The organism is Pelomicrobium sp. P1, from assembly GCF_052805615.1.
The window spans coordinates 90,317-113,638 of sequence record NZ_JBRBEM010000004.1 but is presented as its reverse complement, the minus strand read 5'-3'; the positions used below and the strand labels follow the sequence as shown (position 1 = coordinate 113,638).

The following is a 23,322-nucleotide window of genomic DNA, read 5'->3' as shown; positions in this document are numbered from 1 at the left end:
CGCCGCCATGGATTTGGAGATCGTTCCTCCCTTGGAGACCCCGCCGCCGCGGGCGGCCATTCGCGCCGCCTATCTGGCCGACGAGGGGGAGACGGTGGAGGGCCTCGCCCGCCGCGCCCGGCTGGCCCCCGCCGGCGCCTCGCGGGTGCGCGCGGCTGCAGAAAACCTGGTAAAGGGGGTGCGTTCGCGCCAGGCCGCCTCTCCCCTGGACGCCTTCCTGCGCGAGTACGACCTTTCGTCCCATGAGGGGGTCGTGCTCATGTGCCTGGCAGAAGCGCTGCTGCGCATCCCTGATGCCGCCACCGCGGACCGCCTGATCCGCGACCAGTTGCCCCGGGGAGACTGGGAAAAACACCTGGGCCGTTCCGCCTCGTTTTTCGTCAACGCTTCCACCTTCGGGCTGCTCCTGACCGGACGGGTGGTGGCGCTGGAAGAGGCACCCGGCGAGACGTTGACCGCGGCGTTGAAGCGCCTCGCCGCCCGGGGCGGCGAGGCCGTGGTGCGGGCGGTATTGAAGAGCGCCATGAGCATCCTTGCCCGCCAGTTCGTGGCGGGCGAGACCATCGAGGAGGCACTGCAGGCGCGCGACCCATCGCCCCTCACCCGCTATTCCTTCGACATGCTGGGGGAAGCGGCTCTCACCGCGCGGGACGCAGAGCGCTATTTCCAGGCCTACGCCCACGCCATCGAGGCGCTGGCAGACCAAGCGGAAGGGACCGATCCCTGGGCGGCCCCCGGCGTCTCCATCAAGCTCTCGGCGCTGCATCCCCGCTACGAGTACAGCCAGCGCCGGCGGGTCATGGAGGAGCTGGTGCCGCGCTTGAAGGCCCTCGTCCGCCGCGCCCGGGACGCCCGGCTGGTGGTGACCCTGGACGCGGAGGAGAGCGAGCGGCTGGAGCTCATGCTGGACGTCTTCGCCGCGGTGTATGAATCCGGCGAGTGCGCGGGCTGGGAGGGTTTTGGCCTTGCGGTGCAGGCCTACCAGAAGCGGGCGGCCCCGGTGATCGAATGGCTAGCAGCGCTCTCCCGCGCCCAGCGCCGCCGGATCCCCTTGCGGCTGGTCAAGGGTGCCTACTGGGACACCGAGATCAAGCGCGCCCAGGTCCAGGGGCTCGAAGGCTATCCCGTCTTCACCCGCAAGCGCCACACCGACGTTTCCTATTTGGCCTGCGCGCGGGCGATGCTTTCGGCCGAGGACGCCTTTTTCTGCCAGTTCGCCACCCACAATGCCCAGACCATCGCCTACGTGCTGGAGTGCGCGGGCGACGGGCGGGCTTTCGAGTTCCAGCGGCTCCACGGCATGGGGGAAGCGCTCTACCGCGAAGTGCAGACGGTAGCGCCGGTGCCGTGCCGGGTATACGCGCCGGTGGGAAGCTTCGATGCCCTGCTTCCTTATCTGGTGCGGCGGCTGCTGGAGAACGGGGCCAACACGTCCTTCGTGAACCGGGTGGGGCATCCGGAGGTGCCCATCGAGCGGCTGGTGGAGGATCCGGTGGCCACGGTGGAACGGGAGGGGGCGGTACCTCATCCTCGAATTCCTCTCCCGGTGGACCTGTTCGGGCCCGAGCGGAAGAACTCCCTGGGTTTTTCCTTCGCCGATCCCGTCGCGTTGCAGGCGATGGCGGAGGGCCTGGAGCGGGCCTTCTCCCGGCCCTGGTCCGCCGCGCCCCTCGTCTCCGGCCGGCGGCTGCCGGGCAGGCCCGCGCCGGTGCGGGATCCTTCCGACCGCCGGCGGCAAGTGGGGGAGGTGATCGAGGCGACCCCGGAGCAGGGCGGAGAGGCCATCGAACGGGCCCGGGCCGCCGCGCCCGCATGGGACCGGACGCCCGTGGAGGAGCGGGCTTCCATCCTGGAGCGGGCGGCCGGCCTCCTGGAAGCCCACCGGGACGAGCTCATGGCCCGCATCGTGCGGGAGGCCGGGCGCACCCTGCCCAACGCCCTGGCGGAAGTACGGGAGGCGGCCGACTTCTGCCGCTACTACGCAGCTCAAGCGCGAAAACAATTCGCCGACCTGGCGCTTCCCGGCCCGACGGGGGAGGAGAACCGGCTGCGCCTGCGGGGCCGGGGCGTGTTCGTGTGCGTGAGCCCTTGGAACTTCCCCCTCTCCATCTTCGTGGGCCAGGTCGCCGCCGCCCTGGCGGCGGGCAACGGCGTGGTGGCCAAGCCCGCGCCCCAGACGCCGCTGACCGCCATGGGGGCGGTGGAGCTCCTCCTGGAAGCGGGCGTTCCCGAGGACGTGCTGCATCTCGTGCCCGGCGGGCGGGCGCTGGGGGCGGCCCTCACGGCGCATCCCGCCATCGCCGGGGTGGCGTTTACCGGCTCTTTCGAGACCGCCCGGGCCATCGACGCCGTCCTCGGGCGACGGGAAGGCCCCATGGTGCCCCTCATCGCCGAAACCGGTGGGCTCAACGCCATGGTGGTGGACAGCTCCGCCTTGACCGAGCAGGTGGTGACCGACGCGATCCAGTCCGCCTTCGACAGCGCTGGCCAGCGCTGCTCGGCCCTGCGGCTCCTGTTCCTCCAGGAGGAAGTGGCGGAGCGCACCCTGGAAATGCTCGCCGGGGCGGTGGATGAGCTCAAGCTGGGCGATCCGCTTCGCCTCGACACCGACGTGGGGCCCCTGATCGACGAGGCGGCCCGGGAGCGGCTGCTGGCCCATGTCCGCTCGATCGAGCGCCAGGCGCGGCTGGTGTGCATGGCGAGACTTCCGGGGGAGGAGGACACGGGCTGCTTCTTTGCTCCCCGGGTGCTCGAGATCGAGAACCCGGACCTCCTGCGGCGGGAGGTATTCGGGCCCATCCTGCACGTCGTGCGCTGGAAGGCGTCCGAGCTGGACCGGGTGGTGGGGGCCATCAACGCCACGGGCTACGGACTAACCCTGGGCGTGCACAGCCGGGTGGAGTCCACCATCCGGCGGGTGGTGGAGGGGGCTCGGGTGGGCAACATGTACGTTAACCGCAACATGATCGGTGCGGTGGTGGGCTCGCAGCCCTTCGGCGGCGAGGGGCTCTCGGGCACCGGGCCCAAGGCGGGCAGTCCCCACACGCTCCCCCGCTTCGCCGTGGAGCGCTCGGTTTGTGTGAATACCGCCGCGGCCGGGGGCAACGCGGCGTTGCTCGCCTCGCTGGGCGACTGATCGATCCACGCTAAACTATCGCCCTTCGTTCGACGGAGATCGCGCATGCGTCAGCCTGTGCCCCTTGCCGGAATCAAGGTCATCGAGCTCGGCACCCTCATCGCCGGGCCGTTCTGCGCCCGGCTGCTCGCCGAATTCGGCGCTGAGGTGATCAAGATCGAGCCGCCTGGCGAGGGCGATCCCCTGCGCAAGTGGCGCATGCTGTACAAGGAGACGTCCCTGTGGTGGTACGTGCAGGGGCGCAACAAGAAATCGGTCACGGTGAATCTGCGCGCGCCTGAAGGGCAGGAGATCGTGCGCCGGCTCGCCCGGGACGCAGACATCGTGGTGGAGAACTTCCGCCCCGGCGCCATGGAGAAATGGAACCTGGGCTGGGAGCAGCTCTCCGCCATCAACCCCGGGCTCGTCATGGTGCGCATCTCCGGTTACGGCCAGACGGGTCCGTACCGGGACCGGCCTGGCTTCGGCGCCATCGGCGAATCCATGGGGGGCTTGCGCCATCTCACCGGTTTTCCGGACCAGCCCCCGGTACGGGTCGGGGTGTCCATCGGCGACTCCATCGCCGCTCTGCACGGGGTGATCGGCGCCCTCATGGCGCTGCGCCACCGGGAGGTGAAGGGCGGGCGGGGCCAGGTGGTGGACGTGGCCCTCTACGAATCGGTGTTCAACCTGATGGAGAGCCTGCTGCCCGAGTACGACATGTACGGATTCGTGCGGCAGCGCAGCGGCTCCTCGCTCCCCGGCATCGTTCCCTCCAACACCTATCCCTGCAAGGACGGCAAATACGTGGTGATCGGCGCCAACGCCGATTCCATCTTCAGGCGCATGATGACTGCCATCGGGCGCGAGGACCTGGCGAACGACCCGGAGCTCGCCCGCAACGACGGGCGGGTCAAGCACACCGAGCGCATCGAGACCGCCATCCGCGACTGGACCCGGGTCCACTCCCTAGAGGAAGTGCTCGAAACCCTGGAGCGGGCGGAGGTGCCCGCGGGCCGCATCTACGACATCGCCGACATCGTGGCCGACCCCCACTACCAAGCGCGGGAAATGATCCGCGAGTATCGCCTGCCCGACGGGCACCCCCTCAAGCTGCCCGGCATCGTGCCCAAGCTCTCGGAGACGCCGGGGGACACCCGCTGGCTCGGGCCGGCGCTGGGGGAGCATACCGACGAGGTGCTGGAGCGGCTGGGCTACGACGCCCCAGCGCGGGAGCGGCTGCGGAAGGCCGGGGTGATTTGATGGCCTGCTCGCGCAAGTCGGCTAGGCCGGGTCCGTTACGCCGCTGGGCAGCCGCTGCGCTTCTGCTGTCGCTGGCCGGCCAGGGTGTCGCGGCGGAGAGTTTCCGCCTGGATCCCCAGCACACCTATGTGTACTTCGCCGTCACCCACGTCGGGGTATCCACCTTGCGGGGCCGGTTCAATATCGACAAGGGCCGCGCGATCCTGGACACCCGGGCGCAGACGGCCGAGGTGGACGCGCTAATCGATACGGGAAGCGTTTCCACCGGCGCGGAGGCGCTGGACCGCCTGTTGCGGGATCCCGATTTCTTCGACGCCGCCTCGTTTCCGGTGGCGCGCTTCGTGGCGAAGGCCACGCGCTTCGAGGAGGGGCTGCCCCGGGAGTTCGAGGGCTGGCTCACGGTGCGGGGCCGGACCCGCAAGCTCACCCTCACCGTCGAGCGCTTTGCCTGCCGGGTCGTGAAAATCCTTCTGGTGCGACGCTACATCTGCGGCGGGGACTTGAGCGCCGTGGTGCGCCGCTCGGACTTCGGCATGGACCGGTTCCTCGACCTGGTGAGCGACGAAGTGCGTCTCAGCATCTCCGTCGAGGGGATTCGCGAAGGCGGTTAGGAGCGCACGGCCGCGGGATTGACACCGCCGAGGCCGCCGTGTGAGCATCCTCGCGCCGTCGTTCGGTCCGAAACAAACGAGGAGGAAGAAGATGAAACGCGCGCGACCTATCCGATGGATCCTCGCCATGGCGGCGCTGGCGTTCGCGCCCGCCGGCTTAGCCCAGGGCAAGCTCGAAAAACCGGATCTCACCATCGCGGTGGGGGGCAAGAGCCTTTTTTACTACCTGCCCCTCACCATCGCCGAGCAAAAGGGTTTCTTCAAGGACGAGGGGCTCAATGTCCAGATCGTGGACTTCCCCGGGGGCGCCAAGGCGCTGCAAGCCCTGGTGGGCGGCAGCGCGGACATGGTCTCCGGGGCCTACGAGCACACCATCAACATGCAGGCCAAGGGCATCCCCATCAAGGCGGTGGTGCTGCAGGGCCGCTACTCGGGCATCGTGCTGGGGGTGCATAGATCCAGGACGGAGCAATGGCGCTCCCCCGCGGATATGAAAGGGTGGAAAGTGGGCGTCACGGCGCCCGGCTCCTCCACCCACATGTTCGTGTCCAACCTGCTGGTGAAGCACGGTCTCAAGCCCGCCGACGTGGCCATCATCGGGGTGGGCGCCACCGGCGGGGCGGTGGCGGCGATGAAGCGGAACGAAATCGACGCCATTTCCAACCTGGACCCGGTGATTACGCGCCTGGAAGCGGCGGGCGACATCGTGATCAAGGTGGACACCCGTACCGAGGAGGGCATGCGGCAGGCCTACGGCAGCGCCGCCTACCATGCCGGCTGCATCTACGTGAAAGAAGACTTCGTGAAAAAATACCCCAACACGGTGCAGGCAGTGGTGAACGCCATGGTGCGCGCTAACCGCTGGCTGCAGAAGGCTACCGACAAGGAGATCATCGCCACGGTACCGCCGGAATATTACGGCGGCGACGTGGGCTTGTACCGGGTGGGCCTGATCAAGAACCTGCCGACCCTGTCCCCGGACGGCCAGCTCACGATGGAAGGCGCCAGGAGCGTGTACGCGGTGCTCAAGCAGTTCGAACCTTCCGTGCAGAAGGCGGCCCACATTGATCTCGCCGCCACTTTCGACAACGGCTTCGTCCGGAAGGCCCTGCAGAAATACAAGTAGCCGTGGTCCGCCGGGGAGTATGCGGGAGGGGCGGGAAAATCCGAGCATGAGCCCGTCTCAAGGGGGTTTCGCCGCAAGCGCATTCCACGAGGTCGCGCTGGCCCTCGTCGATATCACCGTGACGTTCCCCTCCCGTAGCGGCCCGGGGGAATCTTACACCGCGGTGCGCGACACGACGCTGCGGGTCGCCCGCGGGGAATTCGTATCGGTGGTGGGGCCCACCGGCTGCGGTAAGTCCACTTTGCTCAACGTGGCGGCGGGGCTGCTCGTGCCCACGGGCGGGCACGTGGAAGTCTTCGGCGAGCGGCTCCAAGGGATCAACCGCCAAGCCGGCTACATGTTCCAGGCCGACGCCCTCATGCCCTGGCGCAGCGCCCTGGAGAACGTGGCCGCCGGGCTCATCTTCCGCGGCGTCCCGAAGCCGGAAGCCCTGGAGCGGGCCGCCGAGTGGTTGAAACGGGTGGGGCTCGCCGGCCACGGGCACAGCTTCCCCCACCAGCTCTCGGGCGGCATGCGCAAGCGTACCGCGCTGGCCCAGATGCTCATCCTGGACCCGCAGATCCTGCTCATGGACGAGCCTTTCTCGGCCCTCGACGTCCAGACCCGCCAGCTCATGGAGAACGAGCTGCTGGAGCTGTGGTCTGCGGATCGCAAGTCGGTGGTGTTCATCACCCACGACCTGGAGGAGGCCATCGCCCTCTCCGACCGGGTGGTGGTGCTCTCGGCGGGTCCCGGCACCCATCCCATTGGCGAGTACCCGATCGACCTGCCCCGCCCGCGGGACGTGGCGGAGATCCGACTCGCTCCCCATTTCGTCGACCTGCACAGCCGGATCTGGCACACCATGAAGGCCGAGGTGCTGAAGGGCTATGCCCAGACCATGGAAGGCTGACCGGGCCGGGGAGCGCGAGGGATGAAAGGCAAGCCAAGCGCCCGCACCCTGTGGATCTACCAGCTCCTGGTGCTGGTGGGCGTGTTCTTCGCCTGGTGGGTCCTCACCGAGACGGAGATCCTGCCGCCCTTCTTCTTCGGCCGGCCCCTGGTGGTGCTGGCCAAGGTGTGGGAGTGGTTCGCGGGCGGGGAGATCTACCGGCACCTGGCGGTCACCCTCGTGGAGACGCTCCTCGCCTTCGCCGTGGGCACCGTGTTCGGCCTGGTGATCGGCATGTGGCTCGCCCTGTCCCCCGTCGCTTCCGCCATTCTCGATCCGTACATCAAGGCCTTGAACGCCATGCCGCGAGTGATCCTCGCCCCTATCTTCGCCGTGTGGTTCGGGCTGGGCATCTGGTCCAAGGTGGCCCTCGGGGTGACGCTGGTATACTTCATCGTGTTCTTCAACGTGTACCAGGGGGTGAGGGAGGTGAGCCCCGTGGTGCTCGCCAACGCCCGCATGCTGGGCGCCAGCCGACGGCATCTCCTGCGCTACGTGTATCTGCCCTCGGCCACGAGCTGGGTGTTCTCCAGCCTGCACACCTCGGTGGGCATGGCCTTCGTGGGCGCCGTGGTGGGCGAGTACCTGGGCTCGGCCCAGGGCGTGGGCTACCTGATCCTCCAGGCCGAGGGCACCTTCGACATCAACACCGTGTTCGCCGGGATCCTGGTGCTCACGGGCTTCGCCCTGCTGCTGGACGCGGTGGTGACCTTCGCCGAGCGGCGGCTCCTGGTATGGCGGCCCACCGCGGCGGGGAGCGAGACCCTTTAGCGTCGCGCGACACCGAACCGGGGTGCAGTGCTCCCCCGCTTCCGTCGGGCGCGGACCTATAATGAAGAATGGATCAAGAAAGGTCCGAAACGATGCCCGAGCAACCCTCCGCCTGCGCCGAGGCCCTGTCCGAGATCGAGCGGCTGCAGCGGGCGCTCAGGACGCTGTCCGCGTGCAACCGGGCCCTGGTACGGGCGGAAGACGAGGCGGCGCTGCTCCGGGACATCTGCCGGGTCATCGTGGAGGAGGGCGGCTACCGCCTGGCCTGGGTGAGCCGGGCCGAGCACGACGAGGAGAAGACCGTCACGCCCGTCGCCTGTTGGGGCGTGGACGAGGGCTTCCTCGCCATCAAGCGCACCTGGCGGGAGGATTCCGAGCGGGGCAAGGGCCCGAACCCCGTCGCCATCCGCACCGGGGAGCCCTGCATCGTGCGGGACATCCGTACCGATCCCAACTATCCCTTCTGGCGGGATGAGGCCGCCCGGCGGGGCTATGTCTCGGTGATCGCGCTGCCGCTGCGGATCGAAGGGGCCGTGGGGGGAGCGCTCAGCATCTACGCGCCAGAGCCCGACGCCTTCGATCCCGAGGAGGTCAAGCTCTTGACCGAGCTGGCCGATGACCTGGCCTACGGCATCGAGACGCTGCGGGAACGGGCCCGGCGCCGGCGGGCGGAGGAGGAGCTCCACCGGCTCAACCGCGCCCACCGCACCCTCGCGGCGTCGAACCACGCCCTGCTCCACGCCCAGGACGAGGAAAGCCTCCTCAAGGAGATCTGCCGGGTGGTGGTGGAGGAAGCGGGTTACCGCTCCGCGTACGTGACCCGGGCGGAAGACGACGAGGCGTGCACCTTGCGGCCGGTGGCCTGGGCGGGAGTGGACCAAGATTTCCTGGACGCCCTCCGGCTCTCCTGGGCGGACGAGGAGCGGGGCCGGGGGGCGAGCGGCACGGCGGTGCGCACCGGCGAGCCCGCCGTCATCCGCAATGTGGCGACCGATCCCAATGTCATGGTGTGGAAGGAGGAGTTCCTGGCTCGGGGCTACGCCTCGCTGATCGCGCTGCCCCTGCGGGTGGACGGGCGGATTTTCGGGGCGCTCGCCATCTGCGCGCCGGAGCCGGACGCGTTCGACGCAGCCGAGGTAGAGCTGCTCAAGAAAACGGCGCAGGACCTGAGTTACGGGCTGTCCGCCCTGCTCGCCCGGGCCCGGGCGCGGGAGGCGGAGGAGACCATCCGCCGCATGGCCTACTTCGACCCGCTCACCGGGCTGCTCAACCGGGTGAGCCTAGGGGAGCGGCTGGAGCAGGTCGTCGCCGAGTCCCGGGCGCAGAACCGCTCCTTCGCCCTGCTGCACCTCGAGGTGGGCCGCTTTCGCGAGATAAACGAGACCCTGGGCTACCGGGAGGGCGATGCGCTGCTCAAGGAGATCGGCTCGCGGCTTTCCGGCGTCGTGGGAGAAGGGGGCATCGTGGCACGGGTGGGGGAGGGCGAGTTCGCGCTGCTCCTGCCCCGGGTGAACGCCGAGAAGGCGATCCAGTTCGCCCAGCGCCTGCTGGTGGCCCTTTACGATCCGGTGGAGCTTTCCGGGCTGCAGGTGGATGCCCGGGCCCATATCGGCATCGCCCTTTTCCCCGGCCACGGCACGGAGCCGGACGTGCTCATGCGCCGGGCCAGCATGGCGGCCTACCAGGCCAGGCGCCGGGGCAGCGGGTTCGCCGTCTACGCCGGGGCCCTCGACAGCGACAGCACCCGGCGCCTCGAGCTCATGGGCGACCTGCGCCGGGCCATCGAGCACCACGAGCTCCTGCTCTACTGCCAGCCTAAGGTGCGCATGGCCTCGCGCCGCGTCTGCGGCGCGGAAGCCCTGGTGCGCTGGCGGCATACGCGCCACGGCATGATCAACCCGGGCGAGTTCATCAAGCTGGCCGAAGGCACGGGGCTCATCACGCCCCTCACCTACTGGGTCCTGGAGGCCGCTTTGCGCCAGCGCTACGCCTGGCGGGAGCGAGGCGTCGAGAGCCCGCTGGCGGTCAACCTGTCGGCCCGGGACCTGCACGATCCCCAGTTGCTCGACCGGGTAAACGGGCTGTTCGCCACCTGGGGCGCCCGGCCCGACTGGATCCAGTTCGAGCTTACCGAGAGCGCCCTCATGGACGACCCGGCCGGATCCCTGGAGACCCTGCGGCGGCTGAAGGACCTGGGGGTGGAGCTGCTCATCGACGACTTCGGCACCGGCTACTCGTCCCTGGCCTATCTGCAGAGGCTGCCGGTGGACACCATCAAGATCGACCAGTCCTTCGTCGGGCGGATGGTGGACAGCGCCGACTCCGCCGTGATCGTGCGCTCCACCATCGAGCTGGCCCATAGCCTGGACCTGGAGGTGGTGGCCGAAGGGGTGGAGAACCAGGCGATCTGGGGACGCCTGGCGGAGCTGGGGTGCGACATAGCCCAGGGCTATTGCATCAGCGCGCCGATTCCCGCGGACGAGTTTCCCGCCTGGGAGGCCCGCTCCCCGTGGATTGCGGGCTAGGTGCTAGCCCGGATATTTCCCGAGTTTTCCCCATGAACGACTCGCCCGAGCTTTCCTCCTCGCCCATAACGCTTCCCTTCGATTGGGACTTCCCCTATCCCTCTCAGCGCATGCCGGTGCTGGCGGCGAACGTGGTGGCCACTTCCCAGCCCCTGGCGGCCCAGGCGGGGCTCGCCATGCTCCAGCGGGGCGGCAACGCGGTGGACGCGGCCCTCGCCTGCGCCATCGCCCTCACCGTGGTGGAGCCCACCGGCAACGGCCTCGGCTCGGACGCCTTCGCCCTGGTGTGGGACGGCACGCGCCTGCACGGCCTCAACGCCTCGGGCCGGGCGCCGAAGGCGTGGAGCCCGGAGCGCTTCCAGGGCATGACGGCGATGCCCGTCCTCGGCTGGGAGGCGGTGACCGTGCCGGGGGCGGTGGCGGGCTGGCTGGCCCTTTCCCGGCGCTTCGGGAAGCTGCCCTTCGCCGACCTGTTCGAGCTGGCGATCCGCTACGCCGCCGACGGCTTCCTGGTGTCGCCCACCATCGCCCGGCTGTGGGCCGCCATGGCGCCCGTCCTCGCCTCCCAGCCGGGTTTTGCCCAAGCCTATCTGCCCAAGGGGCGTCCGCCGCTCCCCGGCGAGCGCTTCGCCTTTCCAGATCTGGCGAAGAGCCTGGCCATGATCGCCGCCTCGGAAGGGGAAGCGTTCTACCGAGGCGAGCTGGCGGAGAGAATCGCCGCCCATGCCCGGGCCCACGGCGCGGCGCTGACCCTGGAGGATCTGGCGAGCCACGCGGTGGACTGGGTGGAGCCCGTCGCCCAGCGCTACCGCGGCTTTACGCTGCACGAGATACCGCCCAACACCCAGGGCATCGCGGCGCTCGAGGCCCTCGGGATCCTCTCCCACTTCGATCTCGCCTCGTGTCCGGCGGATTCCGCCGACAGCGTGCACCTGCAGGTGGAGGCCATGAAGCTCGCCTTCGCCGACCTCTATCGTTATGTGGGGGATCCGGCTTCCATGACCGTGACTCCCGCCGAGCTTCTCGACCCGGCCTATCTCCGGGAGCGGGTGACGCGCATCGACAGGAAGAAAGCTTCCCGCCCCGCCCACAGGCACCCGGGCGGCGGCACCGTGTACCTTACCGCCGCCGACGCCTCTGGAATGATGGTGTCATTGATCCAGTCCAACTACATGGGCTTCGGCTCGGGCGTGGTGGTGCCGGGCACCGGTGTGAGCCTGCAGAACCGCGGCGCGGGCTTCGTCCTGGCCGAGGGACACCCCAACCAGGTGGCCGGCGGCAAACGGCCGTTGCACACCATCATTCCCGGCTTCGTTACCCGGGACGGCGCGCCGCTGATGAGCTTCGGCGTGATGGGAGGCGCCATGCAGGCCCAGGGCCACGTGCAGATACTGGTGCGACTCGCCGACTACCGCCAGAACCCCCAGGCGGCGGCCGACGGGCCCCGCTGGCGGATCGATCCCGGCGATATCCTGGCGGTGGAGCATTCCATGCCGGCGGCCACCGTGGAGGCGCTCCGGCGCCGGGGCCACGTCGTGCGGGTCGCGCCCCGCTTCGCCACGGAATTCGGGCGCGCCCAGGCTATCTACCGCCTGGAGGGCGGCTACCTGGGGGCGTCCGAGCCCCGGGCCGATGGCCAGGCGGTGGGATACTGAAAATGTCCGCGGCTGACGTGCTGATGGAGCAGCTCGGCCGCTATCCCAAGGTGTCGCTGGCGGTCAAGCCCACGCCCCTGGAGCCGCTCTCGCGGCTGGGGCGGGCCCTCGGCGGGTTGCGGTTGTGGGTCAAGCGCGACGACTTGACGGGGCTCGGGGGCGGCGGCAACAAGGTCCGCAAGCTGGAATACCTGTTGGGCGAGGCCCTCGCCCGCGGGGCGGACACCCTCATCACCACCGGCGCGTGGCAGTCGAACCACGCCCGCCAGACCGCCGCCGCGGCCGCCCGGCTTGGGCTCGCCTGCCATCTGCTGCTCTCGCCCTCCCGCCCGGACGCGGGCATCGAATACACCCGGGGCGGCAACCTGCTGCTCGATCGGCTGCTGGGCGCCCGCCTCCATGCCCTCGAACCGGGCGAGGAGCCGACGGCGGCGATGGAGCGGTTGGCGGCGAAGCTTGCCTCCCAAGGGGCGAAACCTTACGTCATCCCTCGCGGCGGCACGTGCCTTCTCGGCGATCTCGGCTACGCCGAATGCGCCGTTGAGCTTCTGGCCCAGGCGCGGGCCCAGGGCGTCCACCTCGACCGGGTGGTGCTCGCCAGCGGCAGCGGCGGCAGCCACGCGGGGCTCGTGGCCGGTTTCCACGTGATGGGTGCAGCGGTCCGGGTGACGGGCATCGCCGTGCGCGCGAGCGCGTCCGAGCAGCGGCCGCTGGTCACCCGGCTTGCCGCTCAAGCCGCGGGGGCCCTTGGTTCCGAGTCGGCGCCGCCGGACGAGGCGGTGGAGGTGACCGACGCCTACCTCGGGGCGGGCTACGGTGAACCGACGCAGCCGATGAAGGAGGCGCTCGCCCTGGCCGCGGGCACCGAAGGCCTGCTCCTCGATCCGGTGTACACCGGCAAGGCCATGGCGGGGCTCGTGGACCTCGCGCGCAAGGGCGGGATCGGCCGCGACGAGACGGTGGCGTTTCTGCACACCGGCGGGCTGCCGGGTCTGTTTGCCTACGCGGATGTGTTTGCTTGAATCGGGCTTCCGCGGAGAGAGGGGAAGTCGATCGAAAGGAGGATGACCATGACCGACCATGTGTACAAGCTAATCGAGCTGACCGGCTCGTCGAGCACCAGCATCGAGGATGCGGTGCAGAACGCGATCGCCAAGGCGTCGAAGACGCTGCGCAACCTTCACTGGTTCCAGATCGTGGAAACCCGGGGCGCCATCGCCGAGGGCAAGGTGGCCCATTGGCAGGTGACCCTCAAGGTGGGTTTCACCCTCGAAGACTGAATAGACGGTCCTGGGGAGTGTCGTTCTCCTCGCCCTCCTGGTGGCGGGGCTGGGGTGACTGTCGACCCTGGTCTGGCCCGTGATCAAGGCTGCAGGCTGGCGCCGGCTGACGGCCCCGCGGGCTTCAGTGATGAAGGATCTTGGACAGGAACTGCTGGGCCCGGTCGGAGCGGGGCTTGCCGAAGAAATCCTCCTTGAGGGCGTCCTCCACAATCTCGCCCTCGTCCATGAAGACCACCCGGTGGGCCACCTTGCGCGCGAAGCCCATCTCGTGGGTGACCACCATCATGGTCATGCCTTCCCGGGCGAGCTCCACCATCACGTCCAGCACCTCGTTGATCATCTCCGGGTCGAGGGCGGAGGTAGGCTCGTCGAACAGCATGCACACCGGGTCCATAGCCAGCGCCCGGGCGATGGCCACCCGCTGCTGCTGGCCGCCGGAGAGCTGCCCGGGGTACTTGTACGCCTGATCCTTGAGGCCGACCCGGTCCAGGAGCTTCAACGACTTCTCGGTGGCTTCCTCCTTGGACCGGCCCAGCACCTTGACCTGAGCCAGGTTGACGTTGTCGATGACCTTCATGTGGGGGAACAGCTCGAAGTGCTGGAACACCATGCCCACCTGGGAGCGCAGCTTGGTGAGGTTGGTCTTCGGGTCCCCCACCGACACGCCATTGACAATGATCTCTCCCTCCTGGAACGGTTCCAGCCCGTTCACGCACTTGATCAGGGTCGACTTTCCCGAGCCGGATGGGCCGCACACCACCACCTGGCCCTTGTCCACGTAGGTGGAGCAGTTCTTGAGCACCTGGAAGTTCCCGTACCACTTGGAGACGTTCTTGATCGTGATCATACGGAGAACCTCTGTTGCAAGCGCTTCACCAAGTAGGAGGCGGCGTAGCACATGACGAAATACACGAGGGCGGCGAAGAGATAGAGCTCCACCAGGCGGCCGTCCCGCTGGGCCACCTTGCTCGCCACCCCCATGAAGTCGGACAGGCCCACCACGTACACGAGGGAGGTGTCCTGGAACAGGATGATGTCCTGGGTGAGCAGGATCGGGACCATGTTGCGGAACGCCTGGGGCAGTACCACGTGGCGCATCGCCTGGCCATAGGAGAGCCCGAGGGCGTAGGCGGCGTTGACCTGGCCCTTGGGCACGCTTTGGATGCCGGCGCGGATGATCTCGCAATAGTAGGCGGCCTCGAACAGGGTGAAGGCGATGAGGGCGGAGTAGAACGGGCCGATGCCCGCGGCGTACTCGGTGCCCTGGATGGCGCGCATGACGATGGGCACCAGGAAGTAGAACCAGAAGATCACCAGGATGAGGGGAATGGAGCGCAGCAGGTTGACGTAGGCGCCCGCGGGCAGGTTGAGGAGCTTGAAGCGGGAGAGCCGCATGAGGGCGAGCAGCGTGCCCAGCACGATGCCTCCCGCCATGGCGAGGGCCGTGAGGTAGAGGGAGAACTGCATGCCCCGCCACAGGAAAGGCAGCGCCCGCACGATCACATTGAAGTCGAATTCCCCGAACATGGGCTACCGTCCGCCGCTGCCGATGTAGCCCGGGACCCGCACCCGGGCTTCCAGGATCCGCATGCCAACCATGACGATCATGGTGATCATCACGTACAGGAGCGTGGCCACGGTGAAGGCCTCGAAGCCGTGGAAGGTGAAGTCGGTGATCTGGCGGCTCTGGGCGGTGAGCTCCAGGAGCCCAATGGTGAGGGCCACGGAGGAGTTCTTGAAAATGGTCAGGAACTCGGAGGTCAAGGGCGGGATGATGATCCGGTAGGCCATGGGGAGCAGCACGTGGCGGTACACCTGGGGCAGCGACAGCCCCATGGCGAGCCCCGCGTAGGTCTGCCCTTTGGGGATCGACTGGATGCCGGAGCGCACCTGCTCGGCGACCCGGGAAGCGGTGTAGGTGCCCAGGCTCACCACCGCGGTCCAGAAGGCGGGCAGGGGTAGTTCCTGCTTGAGCCAATCGCCCCAGGCCTTGGGCAGGAGCTCCGGCACTACGAAGAACCACAGGAACATCTGCACCAGCAGCGGCACGTTGCGGAACAGCTCCACGTACCAGGTGGCAATCGCGCGCAGCGGCTTGACGGGTGTCGTGCGCAGGACGCCGATGACCGAGCCCAGGCTGAAGGCGATCGCCCAGGCCGCCAGGGACACCAGGACGGTCCACTTGAGCCCGGAAAGGATCCAGTCCAGGTAGGTTCCGCCCCCGGAAAAGGCGGGCTGGAAGAAAATGCCCCAGTTCCAGTTGTACTGCATTGCGCGGGCTTGAAACGACGGGGAGGGGCCGGATGCCCCTCCCCAGGCTGACTGCGCGCTTTACGCGCCCTTGTCGTTGGGGTTCTTGAACTGCTCCACGAGCTGCGGGGTCATGGGCACGTTGAGCGTCACGTTCTTGGGCGGAATCGGCGACAGGAACCACTTATTGTAGAGCTTCTCCAGCTCGCCGCTCTTCATCAGGCCGATGATCACGGCGTCGACGAACTTCTTCCACTGGGGGTCGTCCTTGCGTAGCATGACGGCGTAGGGATCGAAGGACAGGAAGTCGCCCACCACGTCCCACTCGGCCGGGTTCTTGGAGTTGGCGATCAGACCGTAGAGCAGAATGTGATCCATGGGGAAGGCCACCGCCCGGCCCGTCTCCACGGTCAGGAACGACTCGGCGTGGTCCTTGGCGTGAAGAAAGCGGATGCCCAGATTCTTCTCGTCGTTGATCTGCTTCACCGCCCGCTCGTTGGTGGTCCCCTGGGTCACCACCACGGTCTTGCCCTTCAGGTCGTCGATGCTCTTGATCCCGGAGTCCTTCTTCACCAGCAGCTTGGTGCCGGTGATGAAGGTGGTCACGGCGAAGCCCACCTGTTTCTGGCGCTCCACGGTGTTGGTGGTGGAGCCGCACTCCAGGTCGATGGTGCCGTTGGCCATGAGGGGGATGCGCGTCTGGGGCGTCACCGGGTTGTACCGCACCTGGAGATTGGGCATGTTGAGCTCTTTCTTCACCGCCTCCACGATGCGAGCGCAGATGTCCATGGAGTAGCCGATGGGCCGCTGCTGGTCGTCCAGATAGGAGAACGGGATTGACGCCTCCCGGTGGCCGATCACGATGGCGCCGGTGTCCTTGATCTTCTTCATCGTGCCGGTGAGCTCGGCGGCCAGGGCCGGCGCCGCGACGAGGGCGACGACGACGGCGGCCGCGGTGGCGATGCGGCTTCTGAGTTTCATGTTGTTCTCTCCTCTCGATGGCGTTTGGGATGGAAAACGTTAGGCCTTGTAATCGTTGTGATTCCTTCCGGGCCGCAGAGGAATCTAGCCCAAGCGCCCCCCTTTGTCCAGAAGGCGTGCCCCGGGCGCCCAGGCCCGGCAAGGCCGCCGGGACGGCAGCCTCATGGGTGGCCCTTGCGCTGGGTGGCGGCGGGAAGGCTGGAGACGCGGGCCAGCTCGCCTTCGCGCAAGAGACCCGGGTTCTCCAGGAAGGTGAGCAGGAAATCGGTGGCGTCGAAGCCCCAGAACAACTCTGCCTCGACCCAGAAGGTGGGCACGCCGAAAACGCCGCGGCCGACGGCCTCCTCGCCGTTCGCTTTCAGCCGCTCCTTGACCCAGGGCTGGGCGATCTTCGCGTCCGCGTCCGGCGCGCCCAGCTCCGCGGCGAGCCGCGCCCACTCCTTGGGATCTTCCACCAGCCGGCCTTCCCGCCAGATGAAGCGGAAGATGTGGCGGACCACTGCCGGCTGGTCGCCGAGGGCCACCGTGAGGCGCAGGGGCTTGAGGGGGTTGAACGGGTGGGCCGGCGGAAACTTCAAGGGGATGCCGTACTTGTCCGCGGTCCATACCGCGAAGCGGTAGGTGAACTTGCGCTTCTCCGGGATCTCGGCCGGCCCCTTGTGCCCCCATGCGTCCAGGAGCCCGGCGAAGAGGATCGGCCGCGGCCGCACGGTCACGCCGGCAGGCAGGCGGTGGAACGCTTCGAGCTGCAGGTAGGAAAAGGGCGAGACGTAGTCGAAGTACCAGTCCAGGACCCTCGGCGTCGCAACGGCCATATCAGGACTCCATTAAAAACGCTTCGACCAGCCGCGCCAGGGCGCGGGGCTGGTCATGGTGCATCATATGGCCGGCACCCGCCAGGGTCTCCACCCGCAGCCGGCGGATGGCGGCGCTGCGCTGGTCGAACTCTTCCGGGGCTTCCCGGCGCCGGCGGGCGAGGGCGGACTCCTCCCCCAGCACCCACAGCACCGGCGCCTCGATCCCGCGCCAGCAGGCCATCGCCTCCTCCAGCCGGTAGAGGACCGGGTTCACCCGCTTATGCTGGGGGTCGCTGCGCAGCCGCGCCCGGCCGTCGGGGCCGGGCGCGGCCCAGTGGGGGGCGAGGAACCGGGCCTGGTCTTCGGTGAGGCGCGGATTGTTTTTCCGCAGCCGCGCGGCCACCGCCTCCAGCGAAGGATAGTCGGAGAAGGCCGCAGGGGTCTTCAGCTCATCCAGCCAGCGCCGGTAGCGTTCGGGGGCCTCTTCCGGGCGGGTGGCGGGGAGCCCGAAGCCTTCCAGGGACACCACGCGGCTCACCCGTTCGGGCCGCACCCCGGCGTAGAGACAGGCGATGTTGCCGCCCATGCTGTGGCCTACCAGCGGAACGAGCCCCCGGCCGGGGCAAAGATCGAGCAGGGCGTCCAGGTCCGCCAGGTAATCGGGGAACCAGTAGCCCTCTTCGTTCCAGCCGGAGAGCCCGAAGCCGCGCCAGTCGGGGGCGATGCACTGCCAGGGCCCTTCGAGGGCATCCACCAGAAACTGGAAGGAGGCCGAGACGTCCATCCAGCCGTGCAACAGAAAGAGCGGGGGCCCATCGGGCGGCCCCCAACGGCGCACGTGGTAGCGCACGCCGCGGATCGTCAGGAAGCTGGACCGGCTCGGTTTACCGGAGCGCATCGCCCTCAGCGCAGCGCCTCCAGCGCCTGGCGGGCCCGGGCGAGCTGCGCCTCGGCAGCGGAGACGGCTTCCTCCAGGGCCCGCTGTCGGGCCTGGTAGACCTCGGTGGGACGCATTCCGCCACCCGCCGTGCCCAGGTACTCCCCTGGGAGCGGCGCACGCCCCGCCTCCCGGGCCTGCCGCGCCTCCTCGAGGGCCGCTTCCGCCCGGCGCACTTCTTCCTCGGCGGCCGCCCGCTCACGCTCTCGCTCGCGCAGCCGCGCGGCGGTCTGCTCGGCCCGCTCCAGGGCCTTTTGCCGCTGCGCTTCGCCAGCTTGCCGTTCCGCTTCCGAAGGCTGGGGCGCCGGCGCCATCTGCTCCACCTTCCGCGCCCCCGGCGCGGGCTTGTCCCCGTAGACCACCCGGCCGTCGGGCAGGGTGGACTTGTAGACCTGGGCCGCGGCGGGGGTGAACGCGAGGGCGGCCAGGAGCAGGAGGCGGGCGGATCCCATCGGGGAAGGAGCAGCAGGGTCGTTGGGGAGCATTATAGGGCAGCGCCTGCCGCAAGAACGGGGACCGCCGGCGCGTCGCACCAGGGAACCGGGGCAAGGCGGGCAGCGCGTTGACCCGGAATATTTCGTATTACATTCCGTATTACAAAGACGCGCATCGGCGGGCAAGACCAATGGGCACCCGCACGGTAAGGCTCGACGAAGACGCCGAGAGAACCCTCTCCAGACTGCGCAAGGCGACCGGCCTCTCCATCTCCGAAGTGCTCAAGCGCGGTTTGGAGGCATACGAGAAACACGCTCGGCACGAGGGCTCCCTCCGGCCCTACGAAGTCTACCGGCGCTTGGACCTAGGCGCCGGCGGCTGGTCCCGGGCCGCCGCCGCGGACGCGAAGCACGCCGTCGCGGAGGTGATCCGGCGCAAACATCGCAAGAAGCTATCCGGGCAACGGGGCGCGTTCCATCCCGAGCCCCCCGGTTTGGCCAACACCCGGACCAGAAAGACCCTTGACCCGCGGTTGCCGGGTGATCCTCGTCGATATAGGCCCGCTGGTTGCGTTGTTCGATCCGGCCGACGAGTGGCACGGCAGGTGCGTGGATCGGCTCAAGCGCGTGAACGAGCCGCTTTGCACCACGACGCCGGTCTCGCGGAGGCGTTCCATTTGCTCGCTCCGGGGAGCAATGGAGCGCAACGCCTGATGGATTTCGTCGCCGGCGGGGGCTTAAGCGTCTGGTTCCTCGACGAGCCCACGCTCGGGCGCGCGTTCGAGCTGATGATCCGCTACCGCGACGTGCCGATGGACCTGGCCGACGCGTCCCTGGTCGTTGCTGCCGAGCAGCTCCGGTTACAGAGGATTTTCACCATCGATCGCAAGGACTTCGGCGTGTACCGCCTCCGGCGCGGCCACCGCCACGTTGCCTTCGAAATGCTGGCGTAAGGAACCTTCAGGAACCCCGGCGCGCGTGTCCAGATCGATTCGGTTCAAGGGGTGTTGCCGCCTGAGGTAGAATTTCACCGCGTGCTGCCGTTGGGGGCACGCACCCGACTTCGAAGCGCGCGCCATTGTAGCGCCATGCCCGATCCCGCTTTCGTCCACCTGAGGCTCCACAGCGAATACTCCATCGTGGACGGCATCGTGCGGATCGAGGACGCGGTGCGCCGGGCCCGGGAAGATCGCATGCCGGCGCTGGCCCTCACCGATCTCGCCAACGTGTTCGGCATGGTGAAGTTCTACGAGGCCGCCCGCGGCCAGGGGGTGAAGCCGGTCATCGGCTGCGACCTGTGGCTCACCAACGAGGCCGACCGGGCCAACGCCCACCGGATCCTGCTCCTGTGTCAGTCCCGGGAAGGCTACCTGCGGCTGTCGCGGCTGTTGACCCGGGCCTACCTGGAAAACCAGCACCGGGGTCGGCCCGAGATCAGGAAAGGGTGGTTCGAAGAGGAGGGCACCGAAGGGCTGATCCTGCTCTCCGGCGCTCACCACGGCGATGTGGGCGCGGCCCTGGCCCGGGGTGACGCCGAGCGGGCCCGCTCGCTTTGCCTGGACTACGCCCGGCTTTTCCCCGCCCGCTTCTACCTGGAGCTCCAGCGGGACGGCACGCCCAACGCCGAAAGCTGCACCAGGGCCGCCGCGGCCCTAGCCGCCCGCCTGGGACTGCCGGTCGTGGCGACCCACCCGGTCCAGTTCTTGGCGCCCGGGGACTTCCGCGCCCACGAGGCGCGGGTGTGCATCGCCGGTGGCTACATCCTGTCCGACCAGCGCCGGCCCAAGGCCTTCACCCCCGAACAGTACTTCAAGACCCAGGCGGAGATGGGGGCCCTCTTCGCCGACCTGCCGGAAGCGCTCGCCAACAGCGTGGAAATCGCCCGGCGCTGCAACCTGGAAATCGAGCTGGGCAAGGCGAAACTCCCCCGCTTCCCCACGCCCGAGGGTGCGTCCCTGGACGAATACCTGGAGCGGGAGGCGCGGGCGGGCCTCGAGCGCCGGCTCACCCGGCTTTTCCCCGACGCGGAAGAGCGCGAACGGGCGGCGCCCCGCTACCGGGAGCGGCTCGCCTTTGAGATCGAGACCATCCAGCAGATGGGCTTCTCCGGCTACTTCCTGATCGTGGCCGACTTCATCAACTGGGCGAAGTCGAACGGCGTGCCGGTGGGGCCGGGGCGTGGCTCCGGCGCGGGCTCTCTCGTGGCCTACTCCCTGGGCATCACCGACCTGGATCCCATCCGCTACGACCTGCTGTTCGAGCGCTTCCTGAACCCGGAACGGGTGTCCATGCCCGACTTCGACATCGACTTCTGCCAGGACGGGCGCGACCGGGTGATCGAGTACGTGCGGGAGAAATACGGTCACGAGAGCGTCTCCCAGATCGCCACTTTCGGCACCATGGCGGCGCGGGCCGTGGTGCGGGACGTGGGGCGGGTGCTGGACCTGGGGTACAACTTTTGCGACCAGTTAGCGAAGCTGATCCCTTTCCAGCCGGGCAAGCACATCACCCTTGCCGAGGCGCGGCAGGCGGAGCCCCTGCTTGCCGAGCGGGAGAAGAACGAGGAAGAGGTGCAGGAGTTGCTCGCGCTGGCCGAGCGGCTGGAGGGCCTGACACGCAACGTGGGCATGCACGCGGGGGGCGTGCTGATCGCCCCGGGGCGGCTCACCGATTTCTGCCCCCTGTACGCGGCTCAGGGCTCCCAGAGCGTGGTCTCTCAGCTGGACAAGGACGACGTGGAGAAGATCGGGCTGGTGAAGTTCGACTTCCTCGGCCTGACCACCCTCACCATTCTCGACTGGACGCTGCGCTACGTGCGCGAGCTCGACCCCGCCTCCCCCCTGTCCCTGGAGTCCCTGCCCCTGGGCGACCCGGACACCTACAGGATCTTCTCCAGCGCCAACACCACCGCGGTGTTCCAGTTCGAATCCCGTGGCATGCGGGATCTGTTGAAGCGGGCCCGGCCCGACCGCTTCGAGGACTTGATCGCCCTAGTGGCGCTCTACCGCCCGGGTCCCATGGATCTCATCCCGGAGTTTATCGAGCGCAAGCACGGGCGCAAGGCGGTGGAATACCTGGACCCGAGGCTGGAGCCGATCCTAGGCCCCACCTACGGGATCATGGTGTACCAGGAGCAGGTGATGCAGATCGCCCAGGTGATCGGCGGCTACACCCTGGGCGGCGCGGATCTGCTGCGGCGGGCCATGGGCAAGAAGAAGCCCGAGGAGATGGCGAGGCACCGGGAGATCTTCGTCGCCGGCGCGCAGAAGAACGGAGTGCGCCGGGACAAGGCGACCCAGCTCTTCGATCTCATGGAGAAGTTCGCGGGCTACGGCTTCAACAAGTCCCACGCCGCCGCCTACGCCCTGGTGGCCTACCAGACGGCGTACATGAAGGCTCACCATCCGGCGGCTTTCATGGCGGCGAACCTCTCCGCGGTGATGGATGACACCGACAAGGTGGAGCAGCTCTACGAGGACGCCAGGCAGAACGGACTCACCGTGCTCGCGCCGGACGTGAACCAGAGCGGCTACCGCTTCGTCCCGGTGGACGAGCGCACCCTCCGCTACGGCCTCGGCGCCATCAAGGGCACGGGCCAGGCGGCCATCGAGTGCATCCTCGCCGCCCGGGCCGAGGGCGGGCCGTTCCGCAGCCTGTTCGACTTCTGCCGGCGGGTGGACAAGCGCCTGGTGAACCGGCGCGTGGTGGAATCGCTGGTGCGCGCCGGCGCCTTCGACTCGGTGAACGAGCATCGGGCGAGCCTGCTCGCCTCGGTGGGCATTGCCCTAGAAGAGGCGGAGCGGCGGGACCTCGCTTCCTCCCAGGTGAGCCTCTTCGACGCGGGGGAGGGGGCCGAGCACCCGCCGGAGCTGATCGACTGCCCCCGGTGGAGCGAGGCCGAGCGGCTGCAAAACGAAAAGCTCGCTCTGGGCTTCTACCTCTCGGGCCATCCGTTTAACGCCTACGCCCGGGAAGTCTCCGCCTTCGTGAAGACCCGCCTGGCCGAGCTGCAACCCTCCCAGAGTAGCGTGCTGGTGGCCGGCATGATCTACAGCCTGCGCATCCAGCCCACCCGGCGCGGCCGCATGGGGGTCATCGTGCTGGACGACGGCAGCGCCAAGGTGGAGGTGGTGGCGTTTTCGGAGCTCTTCGAGCAGCACCGCGCCTGGCTGCGGGAAGAGGCCCTGGCGGTGGTGGAAGCCAAGGTAGTCTACGACGAGTTCAGCGGGGGCGTACGCCTGACGGCGGAAAAGCTCATGAGCCTGGCCCAGGCCCGCAGCCGCTACGCCAAGGCGGTGCGGCTTGTGTGCAATGGCGCTTCCGACCCGGTCAAGCTGCGGGATCTGCTGGAGCCTTATCGCAACGGCACCTGCCCGGTGGTAGTGCACTACGTGAACGGGGTGGCCGAGTGCGACCTTCCCTTGGGAGACGGGTGGCGGGTGCGGCTGGAGGACGATCTCATCGCCGGGCTTGAAGCGTGGCTTGCGCCCGAGAACGTGCAAGTCCTCTACTGAGCCGGCGGAAGACAGGCGCGGCGACGCGACGATGGGCGAAATGCGCTTGATCGAATCGGTCCTTCCGGGCCGGTTGAGCGCGGAGGCAGGGGCTCGCCCGCGCCGGCGAAAGAACGGCAACCCCCGCCG

The 23,322-nt window shown here is 68.5% G+C and carries 19 protein-coding genes; 12 read left to right on the top strand and 7 right to left on the bottom strand.

From position 1 onward, the window contains the following. Positions 1-7 precede the first annotated feature (7 nt). From putA to ACUVYZ_RS05815, 10 genes are all read left to right on the top strand, one after another. Complete coding sequence (gene putA, locus ACUVYZ_RS05860) at positions 8-3,136, top strand: bifunctional proline dehydrogenase/L-glutamate gamma-semialdehyde dehydrogenase PutA (protein ID WP_439933410.1); 3,129 nt, start codon at positions 8-10, stop codon at positions 3,134-3,136. A 45-nt stretch (positions 3,137-3,181) separates the two neighbouring features. After that, on the top strand, positions 3,182-4,378 hold the full coding sequence (locus ACUVYZ_RS05855) for a CaiB/BaiF CoA transferase family protein (protein WP_439933290.1): 1,197 nt from the start codon (positions 3,182-3,184) through the stop codon (positions 4,376-4,378). Beyond that, entirely contained in the window at positions 4,378-4,989 is a 612-nt protein-coding gene (locus ACUVYZ_RS05850) for a YceI family protein (protein WP_439933291.1), read from the top strand. The genes ACUVYZ_RS05855 and ACUVYZ_RS05850 overlap by 1 nt, the downstream gene beginning before the upstream one ends. Before the next feature lie 91 nt (positions 4,990-5,080). Further along, positions 5,081-6,115: an ABC transporter substrate-binding protein gene (locus tag ACUVYZ_RS05845; protein ID WP_439933292.1), complete on the top strand. Its 1,035-nt coding sequence runs from the start codon at positions 5,081-5,083 to the stop codon at positions 6,113-6,115. Between the two features lie 46 nt (positions 6,116-6,161). Continuing rightward, complete coding sequence (locus ACUVYZ_RS05840; RefSeq protein WP_439933293.1) at positions 6,162-7,007, top strand: ABC transporter ATP-binding protein; 846 nt, start codon at positions 6,162-6,164, stop codon at positions 7,005-7,007. Between the two features lie 21 nt (positions 7,008-7,028). Then, positions 7,029-7,817, top strand: coding sequence for an ABC transporter permease (locus ACUVYZ_RS05835; RefSeq protein WP_439933294.1), 789 nt, complete (start codon positions 7,029-7,031; stop codon positions 7,815-7,817). Positions 7,818-7,909: 92 nt separating this feature from the next. After that, the gene (locus tag ACUVYZ_RS05830) at positions 7,910-10,342 is read left to right on the top strand and encodes a bifunctional diguanylate cyclase/phosphodiesterase (protein WP_439933295.1); all 2,433 of its coding nucleotides are present in this window, start codon (positions 7,910-7,912) and stop codon (positions 10,340-10,342) included. A 65-nt stretch (positions 10,343-10,407) separates the two neighbouring features. Beyond that, positions 10,408-11,997, top strand: coding sequence for a gamma-glutamyltransferase (gene ggt / locus ACUVYZ_RS05825; RefSeq protein WP_439933411.1), 1,590 nt, complete (start codon positions 10,408-10,410; stop codon positions 11,995-11,997). Positions 11,998-11,999: 2 nt separating this feature from the next. Next, complete coding sequence (locus ACUVYZ_RS05820; protein ID WP_439933296.1) at positions 12,000-13,019, top strand: D-cysteine desulfhydrase family protein; 1,020 nt, start codon at positions 12,000-12,002, stop codon at positions 13,017-13,019. A 48-nt stretch (positions 13,020-13,067) separates the two neighbouring features. Next, positions 13,068-13,277, top strand: coding sequence for a dodecin (locus ACUVYZ_RS05815; protein ID WP_439933297.1), 210 nt, complete (start codon positions 13,068-13,070; stop codon positions 13,275-13,277). Positions 13,278-13,401: 124 nt separating this feature from the next. Here the strand turns inward: ACUVYZ_RS05815 and ACUVYZ_RS05810 are convergent, their stop codons facing one another. The 7 genes from ACUVYZ_RS05810 to ACUVYZ_RS05780 all read right to left on the bottom strand — a co-directional run bounded on the left by ACUVYZ_RS05810 (position 13,402) and on the right by ACUVYZ_RS05780 (position 18,697). Then, positions 13,402-14,127, bottom strand: coding sequence for an amino acid ABC transporter ATP-binding protein (locus ACUVYZ_RS05810; RefSeq protein ID WP_439933298.1), 726 nt, complete (start codon positions 14,125-14,127; stop codon positions 13,402-13,404). Further along, on the bottom strand, positions 14,124-14,807 hold the full coding sequence (locus ACUVYZ_RS05805; RefSeq protein ID WP_439933299.1) for an amino acid ABC transporter permease: 684 nt from the start codon (positions 14,805-14,807) through the stop codon (positions 14,124-14,126). The genes ACUVYZ_RS05810 and ACUVYZ_RS05805 overlap by 4 nt, the downstream gene beginning before the upstream one ends. A 3-nt stretch (positions 14,808-14,810) precedes the next feature. After that, positions 14,811-15,551, bottom strand: a complete 741-nt coding sequence (locus ACUVYZ_RS05800; protein WP_439933300.1) for an amino acid ABC transporter permease — start codon at positions 15,549-15,551, stop codon at positions 14,811-14,813. Between the two features lie 60 nt (positions 15,552-15,611). Continuing rightward, complete coding sequence (locus ACUVYZ_RS05795) at positions 15,612-16,511, bottom strand: transporter substrate-binding domain-containing protein (protein WP_439933301.1); 900 nt, start codon at positions 16,509-16,511, stop codon at positions 15,612-15,614. Positions 16,512-16,672: 161 nt separating this feature from the next. After that, complete coding sequence (locus ACUVYZ_RS05790) at positions 16,673-17,326, bottom strand: 2-hydroxychromene-2-carboxylate isomerase (RefSeq protein ID WP_439933302.1); 654 nt, start codon at positions 17,324-17,326, stop codon at positions 16,673-16,675. A gap of 1 nt (position 17,327) precedes the next feature. Beyond that, the gene (locus ACUVYZ_RS05785) at positions 17,328-18,206 is read right to left on the bottom strand and encodes an alpha/beta fold hydrolase (RefSeq protein WP_439933303.1); all 879 of its coding nucleotides are present in this window, start codon (positions 18,204-18,206) and stop codon (positions 17,328-17,330) included. A 5-nt stretch (positions 18,207-18,211) separates the two neighbouring features. Beyond that, positions 18,212-18,697 (bottom strand): DUF4124 domain-containing protein, encoded by a 486-nt coding sequence (locus tag ACUVYZ_RS05780; RefSeq protein WP_439933304.1) that lies wholly within the window; start codon positions 18,695-18,697, stop codon positions 18,212-18,214. A gap of 173 nt (positions 18,698-18,870) precedes the next feature. On the opposite strand from ACUVYZ_RS05780, the gene ACUVYZ_RS05775 reads away from it, so the two are divergent. Both ACUVYZ_RS05775 and dnaE read left to right on the top strand, forming a co-directional pair. After that, positions 18,871-19,632: a ribbon-helix-helix protein, CopG family gene (locus ACUVYZ_RS05775; protein ID WP_439933305.1), complete on the top strand. Its 762-nt coding sequence runs from the start codon at positions 18,871-18,873 to the stop codon at positions 19,630-19,632. A 135-nt stretch (positions 19,633-19,767) separates the two neighbouring features. Further along, the gene (dnaE, locus tag ACUVYZ_RS05770; protein ID WP_439933306.1) at positions 19,768-23,193 is read left to right on the top strand and encodes a DNA polymerase III subunit alpha; all 3,426 of its coding nucleotides are present in this window, start codon (positions 19,768-19,770) and stop codon (positions 23,191-23,193) included. The last annotated feature ends 129 nt before the right edge of the window (positions 23,194-23,322 follow it).